The sequence below is a fragment of the Tropicimonas sp. genome, from assembly GCF_047971885.1.
GTDB lineage: Bacteria > Pseudomonadota > Alphaproteobacteria > Rhodobacterales > Rhodobacteraceae > Tropicimonas.
On sequence record NZ_JBKEAE010000165.1, the window covers coordinates 1 to 2,944 of the forward strand.

Below are 2,944 nucleotides of genomic sequence, written 5' to 3' on the forward strand. Positions count from 1 at the left end.
AAGAATGACCCCTGCTCGCCGCTGATAGGGTGGCATTGAGCCCTTTACGATAGTGATCATGGAGCGCAACAGAGGGCGGCGCCCGTCCGCCGGGTGGGCGTGCAACGCTGGTTCTGCGCGATTTATGGTTCCACCTCATCCGACGGTTATTCAGGGCGGTGAGGTTGCAAGGCGCCCGCCCGAGGGGGCGGACGGGCGCCGCCCGGGCCGCTAGAGCGGCTGTTCCGGGCGAAGGGAGAACGGCAGCCTCGTCCGCATCGCCTGCCTTCACGAACGGCCGGCCCCCATGGCCGCCGGTATCAGACCAGCCCCGCCTGCCGGAACAGGTCGCAGGTGTCGGTCTGCGGGCGCGGCCCCATGTGGCCGATCACCTCGCCGGCGCAGATCACCCCCATGCGGCCGCAGGTAGCCAGATCGCGCCCGGTGGCGAGCCCGAAGAGAAAGCCGGCCGCGAACTGGTCGCCCGCGCCGGTGGCATCGACCGGCGTCACCCTGTGCACGGGAACCTCGGCACGGGTGTCGCCGGCGATCAGGATCACGTCCTCGCCCGACCGGGTACAGACGACCACGCCGCAATCGGCGCGCGCCCTTGCCAGTGCCGCCTCCAGATCGTCGGTCTGATAGAGCGCGCACCATTCGTGGACGTTGCCGATCACATAGTCCATCTCGTTTGCCACCAGACTGCGAAAGTCGGCGCGGTGACGGTCGACGCAGAACGGATCGGAGAGCGCGATCCCCGCGCGCCCTCCGCCCGCCTTGCACAGCCGGGCGGCCTTGAGAAATGCCTCTTTCCCCTTGTCCTTGTCGAACAGGTACCCTTCGAGGAAAAGGATACCGGACCGTTCGGCGACGGTCTCGGGCACATCTTCCGGGCCGAGTTCGGCCGAAATGCCCAGATAGGTGTTCATCGACCGCTCGCCGTCCGGCGAAACGAAGATCATCGAACGCGAGGTCGGCAATTCGCCGTTGGGCACCGGCGGATTAACAAAATCTGTACCGTCCCGCTTGAGCGCATCGGCGTAATACCGCCCCAGCGCATCGTCGTGCACGCGCCCCATGAAGGCGGTCGTCAGCCCCAGATGCCCCAGCCCCGCCAGCGTGTTGGCGACTGATCCGCCCGGCGCCTGCGTGCGGTCGTTCATCGCGGCATAGAGGATTTCCGCCCGCTCGCGCTCGACCAGTTGCATGATGCCCTTTCCGATCCCCATGATATCGAGAAAACTGTCATCGGAATGCGACAGAACGTCGACGATCGCGTTGCCGATCCCGGCCACCTGATAGGTCATGCTCACTCCACACCGTCCTTCTGGCAGTAGTCTTCGATGATGCAGACCGCGCAGGCGGGTTTGCGGGCCTTGCAGACATAACGGCCGTGCAGGATCAGCCAGTGATGCGCGTGGCGCTGGAAATCGGCCGGAACGTTGTCCTCGATGGCGCGCTCCACCGCCTGCACATCCCTGCCCGGCGCGATGCCGGAACGGTTGGCGACGCGGAAGATATGCGTATCCACCGCCTGCGCCGGCAGACCCCACCACATGTTCAGCACCACATTGGCCGTCTTGCGCCCCACCCCGGGCAGCGCCTGCAAGGCGGCGCGCGAATTCGGCACCTCGCCACCGTATTGCTCAACGAGGATGCGGCTCAGCCCGATCACGTTCTTCGCCTTGTTGCGGTAGAGCCCGATCGTTCTGATATGCCCGATCAGCCGTTCCTCGCCCAGATCGAGCATCTGTTGCGGTGTCGTCACCTCGGCAAAAAGCGCGCGCGTCGCCCGGTTCACACCCTTGTCGGTCGCCTGAGCCGAAAGCGTCACCGCCACCAGCAGGGTATAGGCGTTGACATGCTCGAGCTCGCCGTGCGGCTCGGGTTCGCTTTCGCGGAACCGCTCGAAAATCCTGCGCATCGTGTCATAGGGAAGTTGCGTCGCCATCGCCGCCTCCGGTTGTCCCGGCGCCGGGTGTAACGGCTTTGGCGCCGGATGCAACGGAAGGCGCAGGATTCGGGTCGCCATCGCTGCACGTCGGACATAGGTTCGGCATGAGCCTGGAGTCGACAAGATGAATGCCGAGAACACATACCACTTCAACGTCATGCGCCGCGCGCTGGACGAGATCGACGCCGCCGATGCCGCCGGCGAGGCGCTGTCGCTCGAAGCGCTGGTCGGCCGGATGCAGATGAGCCCGGCGCATTTCCAGCGGGTCTTCAGCCAGTGGGTCGGCGTGTCGCCCAAGCGCTACCAGCAATACCTGAGCTTTGGCCATGCCAAGGCGCTGCTGCGCGAGCGCTTCACCACGCTCGACGCGGCGGACGCGCTGGGGCTTTCGGGGTCGGGCCGCCTGCACGACATGTTCCTGCGCTGGGAGGCGATGACGCCCGGCGAATACGCGCGCGCCGGCAAGGGGCTGGAGATTTTCTGGGGCTGGTTCGAAAGCCCCTTTGGCCCGGCGCTGGTGATGGCGACCGACAAGGGCATCTGCGGCATCGGCTTCGCGGCCGAGACCGGCGCCGAAGAGACGATGCGCGACCTGCTGTCGCGCTGGCCCGATGCGTCCTTCACCGAGGATCCGATGGCGATCCGACCCTGGGTGCAGGCCGCCTTTGGCGAGACCAGCGGCGAGGCGCGCCTCTACCTGATCGGCGCCCCTTTCCAGATCAAGGTCTGGGAGGCCCTGCTCGCCATTCCCACCGGTCATGTCACCACCTATTCCGAGATCGCCGGCGCGATCGGGCATCCGCGTGCCGTGCGGGCGGTGGGCACCGCCGTCGGCCGCAACCCGATCTCGTGGCTGATCCCCTGCCACCGTGCGATCCGCAAGACCGGGGGTCTGGGCGGCTATCACTGGGGACTGCCGGTCAAGCGGGCGCTGCTGGCCTGGGAATCGGCGCGCGCCGAGGCGGGCTGAGCGGAGTCGTGGCCGGACGCCCGGATTTGCGGGGTGAATCC

Annotated in this window: 3 protein-coding genes; 1 reads left to right on the plus strand and 2 read right to left on the minus strand. The window is 66.7% G+C overall.

Annotation, left to right across the window (positions count from 1 at the left end; translation table 11 throughout):
* Positions 1-299: 299 nt before the first annotated feature.
* Both ACK5IR_RS14070 and nth read right to left on the minus strand, forming a co-directional pair.
* Positions 300-1,286, minus strand: a complete 987-nt coding sequence (locus tag ACK5IR_RS14070; protein WP_416929803.1) for an adenosine kinase — start codon at positions 1,284-1,286, stop codon at positions 300-302.
* A 2-nt stretch (positions 1,287-1,288) separates the two neighbouring features.
* The gene (gene nth, locus ACK5IR_RS14075) at positions 1,289-1,930 is read right to left on the minus strand and encodes an endonuclease III (RefSeq protein WP_416929804.1); all 642 of its coding nucleotides are present in this window, start codon (positions 1,928-1,930) and stop codon (positions 1,289-1,291) included.
* A gap of 127 nt (positions 1,931-2,057) precedes the next feature.
* On the opposite strand from nth, the gene ACK5IR_RS14080 reads away from it, so the two are divergent.
* A complete protein-coding gene (locus tag ACK5IR_RS14080; RefSeq protein WP_416929805.1) occupies positions 2,058-2,903 on the plus strand; it encodes a bifunctional helix-turn-helix domain-containing protein/methylated-DNA--[protein]-cysteine S-methyltransferase in 846 nt (281 codons plus the stop codon).
* Positions 2,904-2,944: the final 41 nt, after the last annotated feature.

Coding starts and splice junctions, on each gene's coding strand:
- ACK5IR_RS14080 (WP_416929805.1), top strand. CDS start 2,058: ATGAATGCCGAGAACACATACCACTTCAACGTCATGCGCCGCGCGCTG.
- ACK5IR_RS14070 (WP_416929803.1), bottom strand. CDS start 1,286: ATGACCTATCAGGTGGCCGGGATCGGCAACGCGATCGTCGACGTTCTG.
- nth (WP_416929804.1), bottom strand. CDS start 1,930: ATGGCGACGCAACTTCCCTATGACACGATGCGCAGGATTTTCGAGCGG.